Annotated in this window: 19 protein-coding genes and 1 pseudogene; 8 read left to right on the forward strand and 12 right to left on the reverse strand. The window is 65.8% G+C overall.

Features of this window, described 5'->3' with window-relative positions:
• Nucleotides 1–40: 40 nt before the first annotated feature.
• Nucleotides 41–943 carry a dihydrodipicolinate synthase family protein gene (locus QWJ39_RS00775; RefSeq protein ID WP_290255797.1) on the reverse strand — a complete coding sequence of 301 codons (903 nt, stop codon included), beginning with the start codon at nucleotides 941–943 and terminating at the stop codon, nucleotides 41–43.
• A gap of 80 nt (nucleotides 944–1,023) precedes the next feature.
• Between QWJ39_RS00775 and QWJ39_RS00780 the strand changes: the two genes are divergently transcribed.
• Nucleotides 1,024–1,575 (forward strand): DUF3090 domain-containing protein, encoded by a 552-nt coding sequence (locus tag QWJ39_RS00780; RefSeq protein ID WP_290255798.1) that lies wholly within the window; start codon nucleotides 1,024–1,026, stop codon nucleotides 1,573–1,575.
• Between the two features lie 49 nt (nucleotides 1,576–1,624).
• Here QWJ39_RS00780 and QWJ39_RS00785 read toward each other — a convergent pair whose 3' ends face one another.
• The 4 genes and pseudogenes from QWJ39_RS00785 to QWJ39_RS00795 form a co-directional block, all read right to left on the reverse strand.
• The gene (locus QWJ39_RS00785; RefSeq protein ID WP_290255799.1) at nucleotides 1,625–1,933 is read right to left on the reverse strand and encodes an SDR family NAD(P)-dependent oxidoreductase; all 309 of its coding nucleotides are present in this window, start codon (nucleotides 1,931–1,933) and stop codon (nucleotides 1,625–1,627) included.
• A gap of 76 nt (nucleotides 1,934–2,009) precedes the next feature.
• Nucleotides 2,010–2,294: pseudogene (locus QWJ39_RS16250) on the reverse strand (SDR family NAD(P)-dependent oxidoreductase); the annotation flags it as partial.
• Between the two features lie 64 nt (nucleotides 2,295–2,358).
• Nucleotides 2,359–2,931, reverse strand: coding sequence for a hypothetical protein (locus tag QWJ39_RS00790; protein WP_290255800.1), 573 nt, complete (start codon nucleotides 2,929–2,931; stop codon nucleotides 2,359–2,361).
• Between the two features lie 228 nt (nucleotides 2,932–3,159).
• A complete protein-coding gene (locus tag QWJ39_RS00795) occupies nucleotides 3,160–3,993 on the reverse strand; it encodes a hypothetical protein (RefSeq protein WP_290255801.1) in 834 nt (277 codons plus the stop codon).
• 217 nt (nucleotides 3,994–4,210) lie between these two features.
• Here QWJ39_RS00795 and QWJ39_RS00800 point away from each other — a divergent pair, with 217 nt between their 5' ends.
• Nucleotides 4,211–5,524: a hypothetical protein gene (locus QWJ39_RS00800; RefSeq protein WP_290255802.1), complete on the forward strand. Its 1,314-nt coding sequence runs from the start codon at nucleotides 4,211–4,213 to the stop codon at nucleotides 5,522–5,524.
• Nucleotides 5,525–5,682: 158 nt separating this feature from the next.
• Here QWJ39_RS00800 and QWJ39_RS00805 read toward each other — a convergent pair whose 3' ends face one another.
• The gene (locus tag QWJ39_RS00805) at nucleotides 5,683–6,252 is read right to left on the reverse strand and encodes a TetR/AcrR family transcriptional regulator (RefSeq protein ID WP_290255803.1); all 570 of its coding nucleotides are present in this window, start codon (nucleotides 6,250–6,252) and stop codon (nucleotides 5,683–5,685) included.
• Between the two features lie 105 nt (nucleotides 6,253–6,357).
• On the opposite strand from QWJ39_RS00805, the gene QWJ39_RS00810 reads away from it, so the two are divergent.
• Complete coding sequence (locus QWJ39_RS00810; RefSeq protein WP_356902479.1) at nucleotides 6,358–6,807, forward strand: DUF4188 domain-containing protein; 450 nt, start codon at nucleotides 6,358–6,360, stop codon at nucleotides 6,805–6,807.
• 328 nt (nucleotides 6,808–7,135) lie between these two features.
• On the opposite strand, the gene QWJ39_RS00815 is transcribed toward QWJ39_RS00810, so the two are convergent.
• Entirely contained in the window at nucleotides 7,136–10,159 is a 3,024-nt protein-coding gene (locus tag QWJ39_RS00815; protein WP_290255805.1) for a DUF4268 domain-containing protein, read from the reverse strand.
• Nucleotides 10,160–10,604: 445 nt separating this feature from the next.
• Between QWJ39_RS00815 and QWJ39_RS00820 the strand changes: the two genes are divergently transcribed.
• Together QWJ39_RS00820 and QWJ39_RS00825 are read left to right on the forward strand one after the other, a co-directional pair.
• The gene (locus QWJ39_RS00820) at nucleotides 10,605–11,183 is read left to right on the forward strand and encodes a hypothetical protein (RefSeq protein ID WP_290255806.1); all 579 of its coding nucleotides are present in this window, start codon (nucleotides 10,605–10,607) and stop codon (nucleotides 11,181–11,183) included.
• 146 nt (nucleotides 11,184–11,329) lie between these two features.
• Complete coding sequence (locus QWJ39_RS00825) at nucleotides 11,330–11,953, forward strand: serine protease (protein WP_290255807.1); 624 nt, start codon at nucleotides 11,330–11,332, stop codon at nucleotides 11,951–11,953.
• A gap of 297 nt (nucleotides 11,954–12,250) precedes the next feature.
• Here QWJ39_RS00825 and ychF read toward each other — a convergent pair whose 3' ends face one another.
• Nucleotides 12,251–13,336, reverse strand: a complete 1,086-nt coding sequence (ychF, locus tag QWJ39_RS00830) for a redox-regulated ATPase YchF (protein WP_290255808.1) — start codon at nucleotides 13,334–13,336, stop codon at nucleotides 12,251–12,253.
• A 77-nt stretch (nucleotides 13,337–13,413) separates the two neighbouring features.
• Between ychF and QWJ39_RS00835 the strand changes: the two genes are divergently transcribed.
• Complete coding sequence (locus QWJ39_RS00835) at nucleotides 13,414–14,664, forward strand: DNA recombination protein RmuC (RefSeq protein WP_290255809.1); 1,251 nt, start codon at nucleotides 13,414–13,416, stop codon at nucleotides 14,662–14,664.
• Nucleotides 14,665–14,679: 15 nt separating this feature from the next.
• On the opposite strand, the gene QWJ39_RS00840 is transcribed toward QWJ39_RS00835, so the two are convergent.
• A complete protein-coding gene (locus QWJ39_RS00840; protein ID WP_290255810.1) occupies nucleotides 14,680–15,771 on the reverse strand; it encodes a 4-hydroxy-3-methylbut-2-enyl diphosphate reductase in 1,092 nt (363 codons plus the stop codon).
• Nucleotides 15,772–15,793: 22 nt separating this feature from the next.
• Nucleotides 15,794–16,660, reverse strand: a complete 867-nt coding sequence (locus QWJ39_RS00845) for a hypothetical protein (protein WP_290255811.1) — start codon at nucleotides 16,658–16,660, stop codon at nucleotides 15,794–15,796.
• Nucleotides 16,661–16,887: 227 nt separating this feature from the next.
• On the opposite strand from QWJ39_RS00845, the gene xseA reads away from it, so the two are divergent.
• Complete coding sequence (gene xseA / locus QWJ39_RS00850; protein WP_290255812.1) at nucleotides 16,888–18,174, forward strand: exodeoxyribonuclease VII large subunit; 1,287 nt, start codon at nucleotides 16,888–16,890, stop codon at nucleotides 18,172–18,174.
• A 26-nt stretch (nucleotides 18,175–18,200) separates the two neighbouring features.
• Nucleotides 18,201–18,443, forward strand: a complete 243-nt coding sequence (locus QWJ39_RS00855) for an exodeoxyribonuclease VII small subunit (protein ID WP_290255813.1) — start codon at nucleotides 18,201–18,203, stop codon at nucleotides 18,441–18,443.
• On the opposite strand, the gene QWJ39_RS00860 is transcribed toward QWJ39_RS00855, so the two are convergent.
• Together QWJ39_RS00860 and QWJ39_RS00865 are read right to left on the reverse strand one after the other, a co-directional pair.
• Nucleotides 18,440–19,294 (reverse strand): polyphosphate kinase 2 family protein, encoded by an 855-nt coding sequence (locus QWJ39_RS00860; protein ID WP_290255814.1) that lies wholly within the window; start codon nucleotides 19,292–19,294, stop codon nucleotides 18,440–18,442. The two genes, QWJ39_RS00855 and QWJ39_RS00860, sit on opposite strands and share 4 nt — an antisense overlap.
• A 69-nt stretch (nucleotides 19,295–19,363) precedes the next feature.
• Nucleotides 19,364–20,584, reverse strand: coding sequence for a pyridoxal phosphate-dependent aminotransferase (locus tag QWJ39_RS00865; RefSeq protein ID WP_290255815.1), 1,221 nt, complete (start codon nucleotides 20,582–20,584; stop codon nucleotides 19,364–19,366).
• Nucleotides 20,585–20,718 lie beyond the last annotated feature (134 nt).

Consider the following 20,718-nt stretch of genomic DNA (forward strand, 5'->3'; position numbering starts at 1 on the left):
TAAAGGACTCCACGCGGCGGTCCCCGGCCTCAGCCCTGAGTCAACCCAGGTCCAGGGCCTTGAGGACGCGGGCGACGCGGGCCCGCTGCTCCGTGTCCAGCCCCCGGATGGGCAGCGGAAGGCTCGGCCCTTGGACGAGGCCCAGCTGTTCGGCCACCGCCGCAACAACGCGGAGGCTGCCGCCGAACTCCTGGAAGAGTTCCCACAGCGGGCCCAGCCGCGTGGACTCCGCCGCCGCGTCCGCGGCCCTTCCCTCCTGGACGGCCCGCGTGATGGTGAGCGCAGGCCCGGGCAGCGTCCCGGCGATCACGGAGTACCAGGCGTCGCAGCCAGCTGCCAGCCCGGCCGCGGCGGAAGCATCCCCGGAGATGCCGATGGTGACATGGGCGGGGATGACGGCCCGGATCCCCGCGACCCGCGCTCGGGCCTCCGCCGGTCCGGCGGGGACGGCCGGGATCTTGATCGAAGCGATCCCCGGGAGCGCCGCGATGTCCGAGTACAGTTCGGTGGTGAAGGTGAAGCGGGTGGTCCCGGGATTGTCGTAGACAATGACGGGCAGCCCCGTGTGCCCCGCGACCGTCTCGAAGAGCCCGAAGACGTCGTCCGCGGTGAGTGGCTGGTAGGTCATCGGGGCGAGCAGGACTCCTGCGGCGCCGGCGCCTTCGGCGGCGTCGATATGGCGGAGGACGTCTGAGGTGCGAAGCGCGCCCACCCCGACGAACACTGGCACGTCGCCGGCGTTGGCGACAGCCAGGCGTGCCACACCGGCCCGCTCCTCCGGGCTGAGGTAGGCGTAGGAGCCGGTGGACCCGAGGGCCGTGATCGAGTCAACCCCGGCCGCGGCCAAGCGCCGGACGAGGCCACCGAACGCACCCTCATCAACCGCGTCCCGTGTCAGCGGCGTCAGGGGGAAGGCACTCAGGCCGGTAAAGCTGGGGTTCACTGGATGCTCCTTGCCATGGCGGCCCACTGTATAGGCGGGCCCGAAGGGCAGCGGCCGGCCCTTGCGCCTAGAATACTGACATGCCCACACGTGTTCACGAGTTTGACTGGCCAGACCGGGTGGTCGTCGGCACCATCGGCGTTCCGGGGGCGCGGACGTTTTACCTCCAGGTGAACGCCGGGTCGCAGACGGTGAGCATCGCCCTCGAGAAGCAGCAGTCGGCCCAGCTGGCGGAGAAGATCGACGAGATCCTCGACCAGCTCTTCACCGTCGACGGCAATCCCTTCAGCGTGCCGACCAGCACACCGGTCGAACTGGTCGACAACGATCCGCTGGCACCCGTCCAGGAGCAGTTCCGCGCGGGTGCCATGACGCTGGGCTGGGACCCGACGACGGCCCAAATCATCATCGAGGCCTACCCGATCACCGACGTCGACGCCGATGAGGACGATGATTCGTTCGACGACGACGCGGACGACCGCGAGATGCTCCTGGTGCGCATGCCGGTGGGAACCGCGCGGGCCTTCGCCAAACGCACCCGGGAGATCGTGGGAGCCGGGCGTCCGACCTGCCCGCTCTGCGGCTACCCGATGGACCCCGACGGTCACACCTGCACCCTTCCCGGCATGTGATTTCCCCTGGGAGGGCCAGGTTCTTCCGGCCCCTCGGGTCTTCAGTGGGTCAGGACGCGCCGCCCACGAAGGCCGTGCTGGGGAGGTCTTTCTCGCCGTCAACGATGGCGGTGACAATGCGGGCGGCCACCGCGTCCGGGTCCAGCGCCGCGCCGAATTTGGGTGCCTGCCCGGCGATCGGATGCTCGGACAGCGCGGTGCCGGTATGGCCCGGCCTCGCGTCCAGGATCCGGATCCCGGCGCGGCGGAACTCGCGGCCGGCGGCCACCGCGAAGGCTGCGAGCGCGGCCTTTGACGCCGAATAGGCCGCCAGCCCGGCGACGGGCGCCTCGGCGACAATCCCGCTCAGGGTGACCACGAACGGGTCCCGGCCCCCCCCTCGCCGACTCCGCCAGGTGCGGCTGGGCCCCGGCTATCAACTCGATGACACTGGTGGTGTTCACGGCGAAGAGTTCGTCCACCGTTGCCGGGTCCAGGTCCGCCGCTGCGCCGAAGGCGACAACACCCGACGCCACCACCATCCCGTCCAGCCGGCCGTGCTGGGCCATCACGCCCTCAAGCACTTCCCTGACCGCGGCGGGCGCGCGCAGATCCTGTCCGCCGGAGCGCGAGGACCGGACCACGGCGGCTCCGCCGTCCTCCAGCCGGGCGGCGATGCGCGACCCGAGCCCTCCCGTGGCACCCAGCACCAGAACAACTGCACCCTCAAGCGTCGTCATGGCTCGATCCTAATGCCCCGAGTGGAAAGGGTAGCCAGTTCCCCGCCGCTACCAAGCGGGCCCGCTACGCGGTCCTGCCGCGTTTGGATGCACGAACGGCCAGAGCCACCAGCGTGGCGGCCCCGACAACGGCCGCGACGGCCAGCAGAATCGTGTTCCTCGTTGCCGGAGTGGACGTGCTTGCCGGGGCTTCCAGGCCGCGCCTCGCGACCTCGGGGACGTTCCATTCTGAAGCTGAGGGGAAAATTCCCGGCGGCAGTTTCTCCTCGCGGAGTTCGCGGCGCTTCTCCAGACGCTCCCTGACCTGCTCATTCGGCGCGGAGACGGCGTCGTCCGCTGCCAGCGCCGTCGGGAAGTCGATGATGTACGGCTCGCCGTAATACGCCGAGGATGCCACGGACTCCAGCCAGGTGAAGGGCGGTTCGTCCACGCCATGGTCGGCGAAAGCGGCCCGCAGCCGCTTGATGATCTCGTCGTGGCTCCTGCCCTTGGAGTCCTTACTGACCTCGAAGATCGCCAGCTGGAGCTGCAGCTTCGCCTCGGCGTCCGGGTCGTTCGCCGCCGGGTCTTGGCCGGTCGGGTCCTCGACCGGCAGTTTGGCGTTCACGTCGGCGGACTTGCTCTGGTCAGGATTCAAGGGGTTCCTTTCGTCGTGCGTCTTCGCCGTACGCCCCGCTGCCACAAGCCGGAGACATTCGACGACGACGGCGCGCTTGTCATCGCGGACTACGCAGCCACGGTGTGGCTCCTACCGGGATTATCCCCCACGATACCGACAGCAGACTTAGTATCGCGTGGGATTTCCCACCGCCTCTCGCGCGGCGGTGGGGAGGGTGACCGTTCAGGCCGTCGAGCAGAAGGCTGGTCAGGCGCTCTTGGTGACGCTCGGCGGTTCTTGCTCCGGCCCGGGGTCGGGCCCTTGTCCGGGGCTTGGACGGGCGCCGTCCAGGAGTTGCTGCTCCCCGTGCACTACCTGATTGACGTACCCCGTGAGACGGTCCGCCTCGGCGCGGTAGTTGTCCGGGTCGGCCAGCGACATCGTCGCCTGGACAAACAAAGTCCCATTCTTCGCTGCCACCCGGAGGAAATGGGCCGGCCGTCGGCCGTCCATGATGATAGTGGCTATCACGGCAAAGCTTTGGTCAGCATCGGTGAACGCCGAGGCCCGCTGGTACGTCGCGGTGAACGACTGATCCTCCAGGGTCATGGTGGCCGGGGAACAATCCGGCAGCTTGGTTATGGAGCGGAACGCCAACGCCAACGCCGCATCCCGGTCCGCGCTGAGGGCGATGAAAACGGGTTCGGCACGGGCTCCGCTGAATGTTCCGGCGGAGGGTATTCCTTCTGCCATCAGAGTGGCCCAACCGATCACGTCTGAGCACTCGGCCGGGATGACCTGTGCCGAACCGGCACCGAAATGCAGGGACTGGTTGGTGTCCCACAGCCGTTCGCCGGTAAGAACCTCCCCCGTCGCTCCTCCCGGCCCGGCCACTATGCCTGCCAACGTCTCGACGTCGGCCTGTGAAAAGAGCCGCGTCCCTTTGGCGTTGACCGCGGAGTCTTTCGGGGCGGCCGTACTGGTCGCGGAGCTTGGGGTACCGGAATCCGCGCCGGGTTCGGCCGGAACGCAGGCGGCAAGGAGGATCGTCACGAGTGCTGCCGCCGCGAGACTGTGAAGAATTTTCGCCCTCGACATCATGGTTCCCCCAACCTTGCCCGGATGTGACGTCATCCTATGCGAACCCGACGGCGTCGTTCACTCCGCTTTCGTGAGTAATTCAGCCGATCCGCACCTGGAGATTAGGTGAGCCCGCAGGGCCGCCCTCACCGCAACACCCTCGACCCGATCCGGTCCTAAAAAGGGCGGCCCCCTCCCTTGCCGCCTCTGTGACACCAAAGAGGCAGGAGGGACATGAGTGACAACTGTCAAAATGGGTGCGAAACTCTGTCACGACGTGATGACAGTTTTTGTCAACACGGATCTTGGTGATCCTCAGGGAGATTTCGTGAAGAAAATTCTTAGTGTCTCAGGGACGTTCCTGCTCTTGGCTGGCGCCCTTTCATCGTTCGCCCCGCCGGCAGTCGCACAGCCGGCCCCGGCCGCCAACTGGCATGCGCAGCGCGTCTGTGGCGACGCCCCTGGCGGTTACGCATCGTGCTTCGCGCTAAAGCTCGTTGACGACGCGGCCGCGGCAAGCCCGGCCCAGGGCGGTCGTGCCCAGCCCGCGACCACCACGCCTCCGGCAACCGGCAAGACCCCCACTGACATTCAGGCCGCCTACAACATCGCGGGCCTCAACCCGGGCGGGCGCACCGTGGCAATCGTGGACGCCTACGGTTATCCGAATCTTGAGCGCGACCTCGGCGTGTACCGTGCCCAGTTTGGTCTGCCGGCGTGCACGGTCAGCAATGGGTGTCTCAAAATTATGGACCAAAACGGCGGCAGCAAGCTTCCGCGCTTTGACTCTGGCTGGGCCGACGAAACGGCGTTGGACGTCGACGCCGTTTCCGCCGCGTGCCCGGGCTGCAAGATCCTCGTCGTCCAGGCGTCGACTCCCAGCATGGCCAATCTCGGCACGGCCGTAGCTACGGCAGCCAGGCAGCCCGGCGTCGTTGCAATCTCCAACAGCTACGGCGGCGGCGACTCCGCCGACTCCAGCTACGGCGCCTACTACAACCACCCCGGGATCGCGGTGACGGCATCAACCGGTGACAATGGCTACACCGGGTCGTCCTACCCCTCCTCCTCGAGTTACGTCACAGCAGTGGGTGGCACGTCGTTGTTCAGGGCTACGAGTGCCCGCGGGTGGAGCGAGTCTGCCTGGTCCGGAGCGGGCTCCGGATGCTCCACCGTCAATGCGGCCCTGCCGGCGGCAGCCGCGTTTGGCACCGGGTGCAGCAAGCGCGCCTCTGCCGACGTCTCCGCCGTCGCAGATCCGCAGACGGGGTTGTCGGTCTACGCGCCGACCAGCAGCACCGCCTCGTCCTGGGCGCAGTACGGCGGCACCAGCCTGTCCTCGCCGCTGATCGCCGCCATGTATGCACTTTCCGGCAATACCGGCAACTCATCCACGTTGGCCAACTCGCTCCCGTATTCACACACCGGCAACTTCAACGATGTCACCTCGGGATCCACGGGCAGCTGCCCGGTAACGCAGTGGTGCCTCGCCGGCACCGGCTGGGACGGACCCACCGGCGTCGGCACGCCAAACGGGGTCGCGGGTCTCTGACCCCTATCCATAACCGACCCAGTGATGGCCGGCAGCCCACGGCTGCCGGCCATCACTGCATTCTTGGCCATTTCAGGAGTCCTGGAAATCGAGGCCTACGCTTCGAGACGGAAGTCCGCTACGTTCCGTCCCGGAACGCATGAGGCCAAGGTCCTTCCCTACCGTCCCAGCGAGCGGCTAATTTGCCTGAGGGCGGCATCATAGGCCCCGTCCCACGTCCAGCCAGCCGCCGGCGCCCCGGCAAGTTCCAGTGACACCATCCCATGGACTTGGCCCCACACCGCGCCCACCGTCGAGGCGATCTCATCCCCCGGGGCTCCGGGCAGCGCAGCCTCGACTGCGGCGAACAGCGGCCCCATCGCCGGTTCAGCGGCTCCGGGTGTCGGCCGGCAAGGCACCTGGCTGGTCAGCGAACCCCCGAACATCAGGCCGTAGAGGACAGGATGCTCCAAGGCCCAGGCCCGATAGGCCAGCCCTAATGCTTCGACACCGCCGTGGGCCGCGTCCCGTTGGGAGGCAGCAAAGGACGCGAAGCCGTCGTCGAGTACGGCACTCAGCAGTTCCGCTTTACCCCCGAAGAGTGAATACACCGCCGTCGTCGATGTTCCCGCGGCAGCGGCCAGACCGCGCAGCGATACGCCCGCGGCGCCGTCGCGGGCGATCAGGGAGGCGGCGGCGTCGAGCAGCCTCCGCCGCAGGTTGTCGTCATGAACTACGGGTCTTGCCATGGGACCAGTATTCCATAACACTGTTCTGTAACACTGTTATGGAAGGAATGAGACATGGCGGATCACGTTCACACAGGGCGTTTCACGGCCGCTCCCGAAGGACCGGTGACAGTCTTCCTGATCGGAATGCGGGCCAACCGATGGTGGAAACTCGGGAAGGTGGCACAGGTGGCGGCGTCCATGCCCACGATGCTTGGCTACCTGGCCAAGACGCCGGAGGCCGGGCTGCTGGGCTATCAGCAGTGGTTCGGCCGGACCACGATCATGGTCACCTACTGGAAGAGCCCCGAGCATCTGCAGCGGTTCGCGGCGGACCGCTCCGCACCGCACCTTGAGCCCTGGCGCCGGTTCATGCGGGAATCAGCCGGCACCGGCGACGTCGGAATCTGGCATGAGACCTACGAGACGATCCCGGGTGGAAGGGAAAGCATGTACAGCGACATGCCGGTGTTCGGGCTGGCAGCAGCGACCGGCCACGTCCCGGTCGGGGCGGGACTCAACACCGCCCGCCAGCGTTTGGAGGCAGACAGGGCACATGGTCCTCTGGCCGAATGAGGCGTCTCAGCCGAGGCCGGCAGGCGGCTTCATTTTCGCTCGGAAGCCCAAGAAAGCGGATGGCCGCCGGGAACAGGTGTTTCCGGCGGCCATTCCTTTGCGGTCCTTGGCGGACTAGACGTTGAAGCGGAACTCCACCACGTTACGTTATCGAATAACCTTTACCTCATTTGCCGACTGCGTCGTTGAGCCGCGCAGGGTGGGGCTACCCTCGTCGGGCTCGTCCCGGTCCCCTGACCTAAGTACCGCCAAGAGTGCTCTCGTCCCAGGAGATACCGGAGGCCTTAGCATCGAGCCCTCGCAACCAGCTTCAGGGCGTCGGCGCCCGTTATCGTGTGCCGGTTAGGGTGGCCAGGGCGACCGCGACCTGTTCGAGGGAGTCCGTCGAGAGGCCCGACAATGGCACGTTCGGCTTTCGGCTTGCGAAACGGCTGGTGCGGAGGTTCGCCGCGACGTCCTGGAACCCCGGGGTATCTGCCAGCTGACGGAGAAACGAATCCATTACCGCAGCGTCGGGCCGTTGTTCCTCGGACATCTTCGACATCCGGCCGAAGTTGAGCTCTACCGACGTTCCCTGTCCCCTGAAGTAGAAGAGCGAGACTGTTCCCAGACGCGTTTTTCCATGGTCCAGGATCGGCAGGCTCCCCGCAGGGTAAATCGTCCTGGATCTGGAGAATGTCAATCCGGCCGAACGTGCTGACGTCAAGAGAACATCCAGCCGGTCGGCATTGTCCGGGTCGTGCTCTTGCACCCAGGCCCGGATAGTCCTTTCATCCCACACGGTTGCGCCCAGGCTTACCGGCGCAGGCTTGGCAGGAGTCCCCAGGTACTTCCGCAAGACGCCGGCGAATGTGTCCGCTGTGGCCACGAGCCACTCGATGAGCTCCGTTGACTGAGCCTCGTTCTGGAAGTCGCCGGGACGGCTGATGGTGAGCTTGGACGCCTTTCGGTCGGGTCTGTCGTCCCACTCGAGGCCGAAACCGAGGTCGGCCTCGAGGGCGCCGCGCTGGGCCCGCAACTTTGCGTAGAGGTCCTTGTCGTCGCCGATCCAGAACTGCGTTGCAACGCGGTTTGTCTGAGAGTTTACCTGCAGAAGGATCTGCCCGCGGGGATCCCCTATTCGGACCTCGTACCAATTTTGCGGGTAGGGTCTGCGCCACGTGTCGATATTGGTCGCGGTCGCAACGCCGTGGCCCCGTACTCGCTCGAAGAATGCATACTGGGCGTCCCTCAGCGATATCCCGGTCCCGGCACGGGCTTGAGGCTTGAGTATGTTGCGGCGTGCGGTGATCGCGTCCCCGTCAACTTCAAGCCCGGCCGCTTCAGCGAGTTCTTCGGCGCCGATGAATTGCTCCGGATCGGCGTGGCCCTGTGCATCAAACCGGAGCCCCTCTTCCTCGAGCAGCACGCGTGGGTCATCGTTGCGGCCAGGGTCGGTCCAGCGGAAACCTGGTGAGACGGTCCCGCCGCTCTGCAGGACCCTCCAAGCGTTGGCCATCGGATAGCTCGCGATAATCGCGGCCAGTGGTTGCGCCCACGTGCCAGCCACGATCGCGACGTCACCGTACGTCGTCCAGCGCCCAGCCGGGATCTCGGCAATGATCGCAGCAAATTGACTGCGGAGCACGGACGGCTCATCACGGACGGCGATGATGCTCTCATCCGGCCCCGGCCACAGCTCGATGATCTTCTCTGCCAGCTCAGCGCTCCGGGCGTGGATCTCGCCCACGCCCCATGAGGCGTTTGCGGCGATGGCCTGGTTCATCGAGACACCACTCTTGGCCAGCATCTCGCGCTTCTCGTCGAACGGTTTGTTGCTTAGCTCGCTGTTGTACCCGCTCAGGGTCAGGTTCCCAAGCGTATGCACGACACGCTCGTGTTCGTAGTCGATGTCGGCGTCGGCGCTGAAACCACCTGCAAACGTCTTGCGCACCGACTCCGTCATTGTTTGTGGCAACACATGCTCTATTGTCAGGTGCCGGGGATCGATGTCGACGATCTCCTTCGGGCGGTATGCCTCTTCGAGCCACTGCAGGATGAGCTTCTTCTGTGGTCCGCGGCCCTGCCAGTAAAACGCGACTGTCTTGGCGGCCTCTCGAACGTCCGAATCGGTCGCGAAGTGTTTGCGGCCGCGGGAAAGGTAGTCACGCAGGGCGACGTCGATGTGCTCCGCGTCACTGATCGCGCCTACAGCTTGGAGGAGGGTTCGGTTCAAGTTAGCGGTGGCGCGCCCGATGACGATGCGCCGCACGAAGTATGATTCCAGGTACGTCAGAGCCCGCACGACGTCGTCGTCAAGTGCAGTGCCGTCAGCTCGTCGGGCGAGGACTTGCATCACCACCGGGTACGCCGTGGTCGAGCCCCAAGCCTTGATCCTCTTAAGACGACGGCGGACCTCAGGATGATTTTCCCCGGAAGGCTCAAGAATCGTCGAGAGCACATCACCCAGCTTGGCGATACGGATAACCTCGGCCTCTAGCTCATCGACGTTTCGTAATCTCTCGAGCCGACGCTGTTGTCCGATGTAGGTGTCCGATTGCTTTGCCCGGTCGTCGCGCTGAGCTAGATCGAGCCAGAACAATAGTTCGAGATTCTCAGAGTCGAGCTTCCTTTCCAGTGGAAGCCAAATGTTCTCGTAGATCGCCTCTGCACGATCGCCCAGCCTCATGAACACATAGTTTTTGAGCAGGTCGCTTTGCGTGAGGCGGAGGCCAGTGTTGTTCAGCGATTCAAAGATGCGGTGCGCGTTGTCGGAGGGCTCGGCGGTGACGACTACTAGTGCCAACCCACGGACCACGGCGGCTTCGAGCAGCTCCAAGTTTCGTGGGTCCTCCGGGTCGCCGGCCGCGGCGATCTTGGAACGGAAGAATCGGTACGCAGCACCGATGGCATCCTCGCCGCCAGCATATGGTGCACGGTTAAGTACCGCCATATAGGGTGCCCGGTCAGTCTGGGTTGGCAGGACTTTGAGCGGCTTTCCGTTGTCGAAGACATTGATCAGGTACTGCGCGTCGATTCCATTAGCGCGTTCGGTATGCCCCGCTTCAACCAGATGGTCGCGGAGTGCGGCCAGAAGGAGGGTCAGTGTGGTCAGGCGCTGCTGCCCGTCGACCACAAGGAATTTGTTGACGCCGATGGCACCGAAATCAGGACTGCTCGCCAGTACCAGTGACCCGATGAAGTGTGAGGCCTTCGGGTCCTCTCCCATAGAGCGCTCCAGCTCGACGACGTCCGACCATAGTTGGTCTAACTGCTTTTTCCCCCACGAGTACACGCGCTGGTAGAGCGGAACCTGATATTGCTTCTTGCCTTCCAGAACACCCGCAAGCGTCCCGTTCTCCGCCCGAACCACACATGCCTCCTTGGGGCCCTAATGATGGAATGAGACTACCTCGCTGTCCCCAGCGACGACGTGAAGTTTCGCGCCTCCGACCACTTTTTGATTGGCATCTGACTGGCTTTTCGGGCCGTGAGTGGCCTGGGGTGAAGGTACGCAGTCCGATCCTGTCAGCGTGGAAGGGGGGTTAAGTCCGAGCTGAGACTCTGATTCCAAGTTCCCAATGGGGGTTAGTCTCGAGAACTTTGACCACCGACTTGGCCGGAGGCCACCGGAGGGTATCCGTTTTGCGCATTGAACTCCGCCCCCCATCGGGCTCCGTCCGCGGTCAGGGTGACTGGGTCTGCACGCCATTCCCAAGTGCCGCCCTAATTGTAAAGGTGCCGATCTATTGCACAATGATTGGCGGGCGATATTGTGTCCATCACGACGCATGACGCTTTATTTGCTTGGAGGGTAAATGGATGAGGGCTCTCTCGAAGAAGGCACACCGGGCCTAGAGAATCCACGGGCCACAGGTCGACGCTGGCCGTTCGTCCTGACGATCATTCTCCTGTCAGTAGTCGCAGCTTTTACCGGCGCAGGATTCGCGTACAGCAACAGCTCCGCGCAGGCGTGGCGGGATAGTGCAGCCCAAGCAGCGAGCGACCTCGCCTCGACGAAGGAGGCATTGGCAGCGGCGGCCCAAGAGCGAGACCAACTTCGCGGAGTGCGCGACGAGCTGACCCAGACCAAGAGTTCACTGGCGGACATGACCTCAAAGTTCAATGCAACGACGGACAGGATCCGGTCCCTCTCCAACGAAAAGGCCCAAGTCGGTGATCAGGCCGCCTTAATGACCGGATTCGTAGCAACTTCACGCCAGGTCACGCAGGAAATGGATCAATGCATCTCAGCGCTCCAGACCCTTGAGGGCTACCTGATCAACTCCCGATCCTATGATTCCGTGTCTCTGGCGAACTACACTCAAACCATCAATAAGGGTTGCAACCAGGCCCGAGCGGACAGCGACGCGTTGTCGAGGCGGCTGGCCGGATGATATTCCCCCCTCGGGTTATCCTCCGCGGCCTCCTGCCTATGTTCGTGGCTGCGACCCTGGCCGGATGCGTCCCAGTCGCTCCGCCCTCGCCCGGTACTCCGTCCACCGGGACTCCAGCAAGTGGAAACCCGGCCTCGGTCCCGTCCATGCAACCTGCAGGCGGCCCGTCGGTAACACCCGGAGGGTTCTCGGACTACGAACGAGCTGCGCTTAGGGTTCGCAACATCGGGTGCGGGGGCGTCGCCCGAGGATCAGGCTTCGCTATCGCCGATCATGTGTTCGTTACCAATAGACACGTCATTGGTGGTGCATCGGTTCTCCAGGTAAGCACCTACGACGGGCATGACATTGACGTTGTGGCCACCGGGGCGGTGACGTTCGCGGACCTTGCCCTGGTTTGGACGAGAGAGGCGCTGCCCCAAACGATCCAGCTCGCGGCAGCCAATCCCGCGATTGGTGCCAGTGTGACTGCTATCGGTTATCCGCTCGGCGGTCCGCTAACTACAAGCCATGGCAAAGTCCTTGCTTACGCGAAAGACCCGATCGGATGGTCGTCCTTGCCCATGCTGATGAACGATGCCCCGATTGAGCACGGCAGCTCAGGAAGTCCCCTCATCGACGCATCTGGGCGCCTCGTCGGCGTCGTCTATGCCGGCGGACCGAGTCAATTCGCCGTGCCGGTCGAGGTTCTGAAGGCAGCCCTGGCCAACCCCAGCGCCACTTCCCATAACGCAAACTGCGACGGCGTCCTTGGCGGACCGGCATCCTGAATACGGCGATCTAACATCGTCGATATCTGCGGGACTTTGGAACTTGTCCGCGGCGAACGGGCGAGACGGACCTACCTTAGTTTGACGATTGTTCCCGATTGATCCGTCCATTCCACGCCCTAACCGCGGGGGGGCTTACCCGGCCCCAGGACGTTACTCCATTGCTGGATTCGCATCGCTAGCCTGGCTATATCGAGCCAGTACTCAGATGCTCACAAAGCAGTGCTGCAAAAGCTGATGGCCGCCAAGAACCTAAGTTCCTGACGGCCATTGCACTATGTTTCAAAAGGTCACAACCTACACATTAAATCTAAATTCCACCACGTCGCCGTCGGCCATGACGTATTCCTTGCCTTCGATCCGGACCTTGCCGCGGGACTTGGCCTCGGCCATGGAGCCGGCGTCGATCAGGTCGTCGAAGGAGACCACCTCGGCCTTGATGAAGCCGCGCTGGAAGTCCGAGTGGATGACGCCGGCGGCCTGCGGGGCGGTGTCGCCCTGGTGGATGGTCCACGCGCGGGTCTCCTTGGGACCGGCCGTGAGGTAGGTCTGCAGCCCCAGGGTGTGGAAGCCGACGCGGGCCAACTGGTCCAGGCCGGACTCGTCCTGGCCGTTCATTTCCAGCATCTCGCGGGCCTCTGCCTCGTCGAGTTCGACGAGGTCGGACTCGAGCTTGGCGTCGAGGAAGATGCAATCGGCGGGAGCCACCAGGGCGCGCAGTTCATCCTGCTTCTCGGGGCTGCCGAGGATGCCCTCGTCGGCGTTGAAGACGTAGATGAAGGGCTTGGCCGTCAGCAGGCCCAGCTCCTTCAGGTGTTCCATTTCCAGCTTGTCGCTCTTGATCGAGGAGAAGATGGTGTCGCCGCGCTCCAGGACCGTCTGGGCCGCCTTGACGGCTGCCAGCTCGGCAGCCTCGCGCTTCTTGATCTTGACTTCTTTTTCGATCCGCGGGATGGCCTTCTCGATGGTCTGCAGGTCAGCGAGGATCAGCTCGGTGTTGATCGTTTCCATGTCCGAGCGGGGATCGACCTTGCCGTCGACGTGGATGACATCGGGGTCGTCGAACACGCGCACCACCTGGGCGATGGCCTCGGCCTCACGGATGTTGGCGAGGAACTGGTTGCCCAGGCCTTCGCCCTCGGACGCGCCCTTGACGATGCCGGCGATGTCAACGAAGGACACTGCGGCCGGCAGGATGCGCTGGGAACCGAAAATTTCGGCCAGCTTCTCCAGCCGCGGGTCCGGCAGGTTCACGACGCCGACGTTGGGCTCGATGGTGGCGAACGGGTAGTTCGCCGCGAGCACCTGGTTGCGGGTCAGTGCGTTGAAAAGAGTTGATTTGCCGACGTTGGGCAGTCCGACGATGCCAATAGTAAGAGCCACGAGGATTGATTCTACCGGTAAACGGCTCCCCGGCGTCGCTGGCTAAAACTGTCAGAGGTGCGTGCCAGAGTGAAGGCATGGACGCTTTCGCACTCATTCTTGCCCTCCTGATGCTGCTCATCGGGGCCGCCGCCGGCGGCGGTTTCGCCTTCGTCGTACTCCGCCGCCGCTCGGCTGGCCTCGAGCAGGACTTCGACGGGCTGTCCGCCCGGCTTTCCGAGACCACGGCCCTGCTTGCCGCGGCCGACGCCGAACGCCGGCTCCTCGCGGCGCAGAACCGCGAGCTGGGCGACGCGCGGGCGCAGGACGGCAGTGTGCTGCGCGCCCTGGCGCCCGTGGCGGAGAAGCTTTCCGCCGTGCAGCAGCAGGTCTCGCTGCTGGAGCGGGACCGCCTTGAGCAGTATGGCCAGCTCGCCCAGCAGCTGCAGGAAGCCAGGCTCTCGGATGAGCAGCTGCTGCGCTCCACCCACGCCCTGGAATCCGCCCTGCGGTCGAACAGTGCGCGCGGCCAGTGGGGCGAGGTGCAGCTGCGCCGCGTCGTCGAGGCGGCCGGCATGCTGCGGCACGTGGACTTCCACGAGCAGGTCCACAGCAGCGGCCCGGACACCGCCGTCCGGCCGGACCTCGTGGTCCAGCTCCCCGGCGCGAAGCAACTCGTGGTGGACGCCAAGGTCCCGCTAACCGCCTACCTTGAGGCGCAGGAACTCGGCGCCTCCGGCCGGGCCGGCCACGCCTCAGCGGGGACCGCGGGGCAGGGCCCGTTGCTGGCGGCGCACGCCAAGGCGCTGAAGTCCCATGTGGATGCGCTGAGCGGCAAGAAGTACTGGGACATCCCCGGCAACGCCCCGGAACTGGTGATCTGTTTCCTGCCGGCCGAATCCATCCTGGCCGCGGCCCTGACGGCTGATCCGGCCCTGCTGGACTACGCCCTGTCCCGCAACGTGGTGCTGGCCTCCCCCGGCACGCTGCTGGCCGTCCTGAAGTCCGTGGCCTTCACCTGGCGGCAGGACGTGCTGACCGACAGCGCGCGGGAGCTGTTCGAACTGGCCCAGCAGCTTTACGAGCGGATGGGCACCCTGGGCGAGAACGTCTCCAAGCTGGGTTCCTCACTCAAGACGTCCGTGGACCGCTACAACTCGATGGTGGGAACCCTTGAGGCCCGGGTGCTGCCGACGGCGCGCAAACTCAATGCCATGGACACCGCCGGGCTCGCCGCACCGGTCACCGTCGAGGTGACACCGCGCTCCGTGGCCGCGCCGGAGCTCCAGTACGAGGCCCCCGCCGTGGCCGCAGCCGGACCGGCCGAAGCGGGAGAGTCCGCTGCCTAGGAATTCGGCTAAGCCCTAGGAACCGGCCGCGGGGCGTGACCCGCGGCCGCCCAGGGCGCGGGAAACATCGCCGGCCTGCTTGAGCGTGGCCCGCAGTTCCTTGGGCAACGAGAACAGCAGGTCTTCCTCCGCGGTAACGACTTCCTCCACGGTGCCGTAGCCGTAGTCGGCCAGAAGCCGGAGCACCTCCTGGACCAGGACCTCGGGCACGGAGGCGCCGGAGGTGACGCCGACGGTGGCGACGCCCTCGAACCAGGACTCGTCGACCTCGTTGGCGAAGTCCACCCGGTAGGAGGCTTTCGCGCCGTACTCCAGGGCCACCTCCACCAGCCGGACAGAGTTGGAGGAGTTGGCCGAACCCACCACGATCACCAGGTCTGCCTGCGGCGAGATCTTCTTGATCGCCACCTGCCGGTTGGTGGTGGCGTAGCAGATGTCGTCGCTGGGCGGATCCTGCAGGGTCGGGAAGCGTTCCTTCAGCAGCCGGACCGTCTCCATGGTTTCGTCAACGCTGAGCGTGGTCTGCGAGAGCCAGATGACCTTCTCCGGGTCCCGGACGGTGACCTTGTCCACCTCGTGCGGGCCGTTGATGATCTGAATGTGTTCGGGGGCCTCGCCGGCGGTGCCCTCGACCTCCTCGTGGCCGTCGTGGCCGATCAGCAGGATGTCGAAGTCGTCCTTGGCAAAGCGCACGGCCTCGCGGTGGACCTTGGTCACGAGCGGGCAGGTCGCATCGATGGTGCGAAGGCCGCGGTCCTCGGCGGACTGCACCACGGAGGGAGCCACGCCGTGCGCGGAGAAGATCACCAGGGCGCCCTCGGGGACCTCGTCGGTTTCGTCGACGAAGATGGCCCCCTTCTCCTCCAGCGAGCTGACCACGTGGACGTTGTGGACGATCTGCTTCCGCACGTAGACCGGCGGCCCGTAGTGCTCGAGCGCCTTTTCCACGGCGATCACGGCGCGGTCAACGCCTGCGCAGTAACCGCGCGGGGCCGCCAGCAGCACGCGCTTTGGCCCGGAAACGGGGGCCGCGGCCAGGATTTCCTCCGGCGAACGCCGCCGGCGCGGAACGGAGGGCATCGGAATGGAAACAGCGGTGGACGTCATGTCCCCATGTTACCGGTGTTCGCTACGGCCGGGCCGTGGGCCGCCTGCGCGGGGCGACGACGCGGAGCACGATGCCGGCCACCAGCAGCGCACCGCCGGCTACCAGGGCGGCGATGATCCACTGCCCGAAGTTCGCGGTGGCGGCGTCTACGAATTCGCGCTTGAAGATGCCCGCGACGTCGTTGCCGCCCGAGGTCGCCAGGACAGCCTTCCCGGCCAGGTCCGAGCCGAACTTCCACACCGCTGCCAGCACGAGCGCGCCCAGGCCCATACCGGCCAGAACGGTCCACTTGCGGCGGGCAGCGACAAAAGCCAGGAGGAAGGCGATGGCCGCCCCCACTGCCACGGGCGTTCCCATCGGTGCATAGGCGGACACGCGTTCGATCATCTGGCGCTGGCTGGATTGCCCGATGTTGATCCGGACCGTGTCGGGGGCCTTCAGCGTTAGGGGCAGCGGGGAAGCCTCGGTGATCCGTTTCACCACCAGACCCACCAACGGTGCGACGTCGAGGGTCAGTGAGGTAGCGCCGTCGGTTTCCGGGGGCAGGGTCGACGGGTCCGCAAAGCTCAGCCGGTGACTGCGGCGGAGAGTCTCCGCCCAGGCATCCGCGTAGCCCGGAGCGGTGGTGAGGGACTTCGCCGCGTCGGTCAGGATCGGTTTGATCAGGTTGGCGAGCGCGTCCGGGAGCTGCTGCTGGCCGGTGCCGATGCCGTTCACCGCCGCCGTCGCCAGGCCCTGCTGGAAGGCGGGATCCTTGCCCAGCGGAGCGGTGAGGGCAACAAACCCGTCCTCCTGGACGATGTTGCGGTCCACCCAGAGGGCGGGGACGGCGACCGCGGACAAGGCCAGGCCGATCAGTACGGCGATGGCCGAGACAAAAGTGCGCACGAAAGTCTCCTGGTGGGTTGGGAGTGAAGCCATCCTACGGGTGAGCCCGGGCGGACGGTAAAACCACCGCGCGCCCCGCCACTAGGAGGCCTGCCGTTATAAAGTCGGACGCCGCTGGTATTGCTATGGATAGAGTTGAAGCCGGCCCCGCCGCCGGAATCGTTCCGCGACCACCACCGAAGGACCCGCAACCATGCACCTGGCACCCCGCGTCGACAGCCGCCGGCATGTCTGAGGAGACCGCCGAGGCCTCTACGCTGCCGGCCACTGCCGCCGGTACCAGCCCGGACAATCCGTGGCCGCTGCAGTTGCTCTCCCAGAAGCTGAAGGGCTACATCGACCGGGCACCGTCGGCGTGGGTGGAGGGACAGGTCATCGAACTGAACCGCCGCGGCTCCAACGCCTACCTGACCCTCCGGGACATCGACGCGGAGATCTCCCTGCCGGCGTCGGTCTGGAGCAGCGTCCTGGACCGGCAGGCGACCCCGCTGGAGCGCGGCTCACGCGTCGTGGCCCTGATCAAGGCCGAGTTCTGGCTGAAGACCGGCCGGCTGAACATGTCGGTCAAAGACATCCGCCCGGTGGGGCTCGGTGACCTGCTGGCGCGGATCGAGCGGCTCCGCCAGGCGCTGGCCGCCGAGGGGCTCTTTGCCGAATCCCGCAAGAAACGGCTGCCGCTCCTGCCCCACCGGATCGGGCTGATCACCGGCCGGGACTCGGACGCCAAGAAGGATGTGCTCCGCAACGCGGCGTTGCGCTGGCCCGCCGTCGAGTTCGAAGTCCGTGAGGTCGCCGTCCAGGGCAACACCGCCCTCGCGCAGGTCCTCGGCGCGCTCCGCGAGCTCGACGCCCATCCGGGGGTGGACGTGATCGTGATCGCCCGCGGCGGCGGCTCCCTGGAGGATCTCCTGCCGTTCAGCAGCGAGGAGCTCATCCGCGCCGTCTCCGCGGCGTCGACCCCGGTGGTCAGCGCGATCGGCCACGAGGCGGACCGGCCCATCCTCGACGACGTCGCCGACCTGCGCGCCTCCACCCCCACCGACGCCGCCAAGCGGATCGTGCCCGATGTGGCGGAGGAACTCGCCCGGGTCCGGCAGGCCCGCGACCACCTGCGGCGCGGCGTCGGCCGGCTGGTCGACCGCGAAACGGACCGGCTGGCATCGCTGCGGTCCCGGCCCGTCCTCTCCGCCCCGGAGGGGATGATCACCACCCGCCACGACGACGTCGAGCGGCTCAAGAACCGCTCGCACTCCGCGATCACCACGGCGGTGGTCCGCGCCGCGGACCAGCTGGTGCATCTCAAAGCGCAAATCCGGGCCCTGTCCCCGCAGAAAACCCTGGACCGCGGCTATGCCGTGGTCCAGTTGGACGACGGCATCGTCGACCCCGGGGCCCGGCACGAGGTCATCCGCTCCCCCGAGGAGGCCCCGGACGGCACCGCCCTGGCCATCCGGGTGGCCGGCGGAAAATTCACCGCCCGGTCCACCGGCGGCGCCGAACCCACCGACGACTAACCCAACAGACCACCAGGAGAACCACCATGGCAGCGGACAGCGCGGCAACGCCCACCACCCACACCGACCTCGACGCCCTCAGCTACGAGGAGGCCCGCGAACAGCTCGTCGCGGTCGTCGGCAAGCTGGAAGCCGGCGGGGTCAGCCTCGAAGACTCACTCGCCCTGTGGGAACGCGGCGAGGCACTGGCCAAGCGCTGCGAGCAGTGGCTGGAGGGTGCCCGGAAGCGCCTGGCCGCCGCAAAGGAGCAGGCGGCCGACGAGGGCTAGGAGCGCCGGACCAGCTCCCGCTCCATGTCCAGGTCGATCTCCGGGGCGGGCCACTGCAGGGCCAGGGACTCCAGCGCGTCCAGCAGGAGCTGCTGCACGGCGATCCGGGCGTACCACTTCTTGTTCGCCGGCACCACGTGCCAGGGCGCGTGCTCGGTGCTGGTCCGCTCAAAGGCAGCCTGGTAGGCGTCCATGTAGTCGTCCCAGAAGGCCCGCTCCTTGAGGTCGTTGCCGCTGTACTTCCAGTGCTTGGCCGGATCGTCCAGGCGGGCGAGCAGGCGCTGCTGCTGCTCGTCCCGGCTGATGTGCAGCATCACCTTGACGATCTTGGTGCCTGCCGCGGCCTGCCGGGCCTCAAATTCGTTGATGGCCCGGTAGCGGCGGTCCAGTTCCTCGGCGTCGGCCCAGCGGTGCACCCGGTGGATCAGGACGTCCTCGTAGTGGGAACGGTCGAAGACGCCGACCATCCCGGCCGCCGGCACCTCCTTCTCGATCCGCCACAGAAAATCGTAGGACTGCTCCTCGGGCGTGGGTGCCTTGAAGGATTTCAACTGCACGCCCTGCGGGTTCATCTGGCCCATGACGTGGTTGACGATCCCGCCTTTGCCGGCGGTGTCCATCGCCTGCAGGACCAGCAGGACCCGCTTCTTGCCACCGGCGCGTGACTCCGCGAAGAGCTGCTCCTGGAGCCGGGTCAGCTTGCCGTCCAGTTCGCCGAGCAGGGTCTCGCCCGCGGCCTTGTCGCCGCTGTACCCGGGGGTGGCGCCGGGGTCCACATCGCCCAGAATGAACTTCTTGCCCGCCCTCAGCAACTCGGCGGGATGTTTCTCAAAGTTCACAGCGTATGCCATTACAGCCTCATTCCGGTCCGGGCAGCCGGCCGCCGCGACGGGTGTCCGGCGGCGCTGCTGACCCGAATCCTAGTTGCCCTTGTAGCGGCTGAGGAAGTCCGCCATGCGGTTGATGGCTTCCTCCAGGTCCTTGACGTTGGGCAGCGTGACCATGCGGAAGTGGTCCGGGCGCACCCAGTTGAAGGCCCGGCCGTGGGAGACCAGGATCTTCTGCTGCCGGAGCAGGTCCAGCACAAACTTCTCGTCGTCCCGGATGTGGTAAACCTCGGGGTCCAGTTTGGGGAACAGGTACATGGCACCGCGGGCCTGCTGGGTGCTCACGCCGGGAATGGCGTTGAGCATGTCGTAGGCCTTATTGCGCTGTTCCAGCAGCCGGCCGCCGGGCAGGATGAGATCGTTGATGCTCTGGTACCCGCCGAGGGCGGTCTGGATGGCGTGCTGGGCCGGGACGTTGGCGCAGAGCCGCATGTTGGCCAGCAGGTTGATGCCCTCGAGGTAGTCCGCGGCGTTCTTCTTCGGCCCGGAGATGGCCATCCAGCCGGCTCGGAACCCGCAGACGCGGTAGGCCTTGGACAGTCCGCTGAAGGTCAGGCAGAGCACGTCATCCCCGGTGAGGCTGGCCATGTTCACGTGGACGGCGTCTTCATAGAGGATCTTCTCGTAGATCTCGTCGGCGAAGAGTACCAGGCCGTGCTTTTCGGCCAGGGCCACGATCTTCTTCAGCGTCTCCTCGGGGTAGACGGCGCCCGTGGGGTTGTTGGGGTTGATCACCACGATGCCCTTGGTGCGCGGGCTGATCTTGGCTTCCAGGTCCTCCAGGTCCGGCTGCCAGCCGGACTCCTCGTCGCAGAGGTAGTGGACGGGCTTGCCGCCGGCGAGGGCGACGGAGGCGGTCCACAGCGGGTAGTCCGGCGTCGGGATCAGCACCTCGTCGCCGTCGTCGAGCAGGGCCATCAGGGACATGGTGATCAGTTCACTGACACCGTTGCCGAGGTAGATGTCGTCCACGTGGATGTTCTGGATGCCGCGGGTCTGGTAGTACTGCGAGACGGCGGTGCGGGCGGAGAAGATGCCGCGGGAATCGCTGTAGCCCTGGGCGTGCGGCAGATGGCGGATCATGTCCACCAGGATCGCGTCCGGCGCTTCGAAACCAAACGGGGCCGGGTTTCCGATGTTCAGTTTGAGGATGCGGTGACCCTCTGCCTCCATCTGCTGGGCGGCCTGAAGAATCGGTCCACGGATGTCGTAGAGGACATTATGAAGCTTGGTGGACTGCTGGATTTCTGCCATCCATCAAATATGCCATAAGGGTGATGGACTTCCCCTGAGACTTGCCTCACAGCCCGTCACGACCATACGGACCAACGGCAGCGGCCGCCGGGCCCCCGTCATCCGGGTCCCGGCGGCCGCCGTCGTCAGAGTGT

It is taken from the genome of Arthrobacter sp. YD4 (assembly GCF_030410515.1).
Taxonomy (GTDB): domain Bacteria; phylum Actinomycetota; class Actinomycetes; order Actinomycetales; family Micrococcaceae; genus Arthrobacter.

Coding starts and splice junctions, on each gene's coding strand:
- QWJ39_RS00780 (WP_290255798.1), top strand. CDS start 1,024: ATGCCCACACGTGTTCACGAGTTTGACTGGCCAGACCGGGTGGTCGTC.
- QWJ39_RS00795 (WP_290255801.1), bottom strand. CDS start 3,993: ATGATGTCGAGGGCGAAAATTCTTCACAGTCTCGCGGCGGCAGCACTC.
- QWJ39_RS00805 (WP_290255803.1), bottom strand. CDS start 6,252: ATGGCAAGACCCGTAGTTCATGACGACAACCTGCGGCGGAGGCTGCTC.
- QWJ39_RS00820 (WP_290255806.1), top strand. CDS start 10,605: ATGGATGAGGGCTCTCTCGAAGAAGGCACACCGGGCCTAGAGAATCCA.
- QWJ39_RS00825 (WP_290255807.1), top strand. CDS start 11,330: ATGCAACCTGCAGGCGGCCCGTCGGTAACACCCGGAGGGTTCTCGGAC.
- QWJ39_RS00835 (WP_290255809.1), top strand. CDS start 13,414: ATGGACGCTTTCGCACTCATTCTTGCCCTCCTGATGCTGCTCATCGGG.
- QWJ39_RS00840 (WP_290255810.1), bottom strand. CDS start 15,771: ATGACGTCCACCGCTGTTTCCATTCCGATGCCCTCCGTTCCGCGCCGG.
- xseA (WP_290255812.1), top strand. CDS start 16,888: ATGTCTGAGGAGACCGCCGAGGCCTCTACGCTGCCGGCCACTGCCGCC.
- QWJ39_RS00855 (WP_290255813.1), top strand. CDS start 18,201: ATGGCAGCGGACAGCGCGGCAACGCCCACCACCCACACCGACCTCGAC.
- QWJ39_RS00860 (WP_290255814.1), bottom strand. CDS start 19,294: ATGGCATACGCTGTGAACTTTGAGAAACATCCCGCCGAGTTGCTGAGG.
- QWJ39_RS00865 (WP_290255815.1), bottom strand. CDS start 20,584: ATGGCAGAAATCCAGCAGTCCACCAAGCTTCATAATGTCCTCTACGAC.